The sequence below is a fragment of the Luteibacter sp. P4_E6 genome (assembly GCF_056401535.1).
This window is the reverse complement of record NZ_JBFUJE010000658.1, coordinates 1-1,964: the sequence shown is the minus strand read 5'-3', so window position 1 is coordinate 1,964 and position 1,964 is coordinate 1. Positions and strand designations below refer to the sequence as shown.

The 1,964-nt window shown below is 63.2% G+C and carries 3 protein-coding genes; 2 read left to right on the top strand and 1 reads right to left on the bottom strand.

Going from position 1 to position 1,964, the window contains the following annotated elements:
• On the bottom strand, positions 1–322 hold a 322-nt coding region (locus AC1DT2_RS22065), incomplete at its 3' end, for an Ada metal-binding domain-containing protein (protein ID WP_477298752.1).
• 153 nt (positions 323–475) lie between these two features.
• On the opposite strand from AC1DT2_RS22065, the gene AC1DT2_RS22060 reads away from it, so the two are divergent.
• Both AC1DT2_RS22060 and AC1DT2_RS22055 read left to right on the top strand, forming a co-directional pair.
• On the top strand, positions 476–1,177 hold the full coding sequence (locus AC1DT2_RS22060; RefSeq protein ID WP_477298750.1) for a 2OG-Fe(II) oxygenase: 702 nt from the start codon (positions 476–478) through the stop codon (positions 1,175–1,177).
• A gap of 103 nt (positions 1,178–1,280) precedes the next feature.
• Positions 1,281–1,964 (top strand): class I SAM-dependent methyltransferase (locus AC1DT2_RS22055; protein ID WP_477298749.1); only part of this gene is annotated, 684 nt, incomplete at its 3' end.

The window sequence follows — 1,964 nt, the reverse complement described above, 5'->3', positions numbered from 1 at the left end:
CCAGAAGGACGGAGACGACGCCTTTCCCGGTTGTGGCAACAAGAATCGTACCCAGGGTCGACTCCCCGACGGCGAAGCGGATCTCTTCGACGACGACGCCATCCGGATGGCAGCGCTTGCAGGGCCGGAAACCCGTGGCCCTGGCTTCATCCAGGGTTGCATGTAGCTGAACATGTTTCGGGTCGGCGTGCCGGGAACGGCAGGAGGGCCGGCAGTAGATGCCCGTGGTCGAAACGGAATACCAGAACTGATCGTCGGCGCGTGCATCTCGTGCAAGGACACTTGCCCAACGTGGATCGGATTCGGTGCGTGTGCTGGCCATGGTCATCTCCATTGCTGTCGATTGGGTACGCCATGATCGACTAGCGCATGCAGGCGGACTATCCGGAACTTGCGGATCCAGCGAGGCGCAAGAATCGGAGTGTCCGTCCGCGGTATCGATGCGACCTTCTCGGTATTCACGAGGAGTGCTTTCATGATGTTTGATATCGACTGGACCGCGGTCTCTGCCGAACTCGACGCACAGGGCTGGGCCGTCCTGCCGAAGCTCCTGAACGAGGGGCAATGTGACGGAATCTCCGGGCTGTACGGAGGCGGGCAGGGTTTCCGCAGCCATGTAGTGATGGCTCGCCACGGTTTCGGCCGAGGGGAATACCGCTATTTCAGCTATCCCTTGCCGCCCCTGGTCGAAACGCTGCGAACGTCGATCTATCCCCATCTCGCGCCCCTGGCGAACCGTTGGCACGAGCGAGTGGGCAAGGATGTCCGCTTTCCATCCGACCATGCCGCCTTCATCGAGCGCTGCCACGAGGCCGGCCAGGTGCGTCCGACGCCGCTGTTGTTGCAGTACGGTCCCGACGATTACAACTGCCTGCATCAGGACCTCTACGGGGAGCACGTCTTTCCGATGCAGCTGGCCGTGCTGCTCTCCGAGCCCGGGCGCGATTTCGACGGCGGAGAGTTCGTCCTTACCGAACAACGTCCCCGGATGCAGACCCGGGTGGCCGTCGTGCCACTACGGAAAGGCGACGCCGTTCTCTTCGCGGTCAACAGTCGCCCCGTGCGCGGTGTCCGCGGTGACTACCAGGTCAAACTGCGCCACGGTGTCAGTCGCTTGCGGGCAGGGCACCGGCACACCCTCGGTGTAATTTTTCATGATGCAGGCCGGTCTACCTGAGCGCACCATGACGGTTGGGGCGATGGCTGCGGCGCTTCCGCGAAAGGACTAACCTCGGCATCGCTCCAACCCTGATTCCACTGACCCAACAGGAAGCCCAGGTATGAAATCAGCCTTTTACGTCGCGGCGACCGCCGCCGCCTTGCTCTCGGTAGCCGCTGTCGCGAAGACGCCACCGCCTGCCACCGCCCCTTCCATCGCCGCCGCCATCGCCGATACCCATCGGCCCGAGAAGGACACCCAGCAGGATGCCGTGCGTCGCCCTGCGGACCTGGTTGCGTTCTCCCGGGTGAAACCCGGCGATGTCGTCATGGACGTATGGCCGGGCGCTGGCTACTGGACCCGGCTGTTCTCGCCGGTCGTGGGCAGCAAGGGCAAGGTATATGCCTACGTTCCCGCTGAGATCGCGGGCTTCAAGTCGGATCCCGTCGCGGTGGCAAAAGCGCTAGCCGCCGAACCCGGACACGGGAATGTGGAAGCCATCTCGGATCCGATCGCCCAGCAGCCGGCGCCCTCCGCCTTCAATACATTCGATGTCATCTGGACCTTCGAGAACTATCACGACCTCCACGACAGCTTCATGAACGGAGCGAGCGTGGATGGATTCAACCAGGCCGTCTTCAAGCTGCTGAAGCCGGGTGGTTATTTCGTGGTCGTCGACCACGCCGCTGCGCCGGGCGCGGGCCTGAAGAACACGGAAGATCTGCACCGGATCGACCCGGCGACGGTCAAGGCCGAAGTCGAGAAGGCCGGCTTCGTGCTCGATGCCGAGGCGACGATTCTCGCC

What these genes read in the sequence shown, in the direction of transcription:
- AC1DT2_RS22060 (WP_477298750.1), top strand. Translation starts at nt 476, where the DNA reads ATGATGTTTGATATCGACTGGACCGCGGTCTCTGCCGAACTCGACGCA.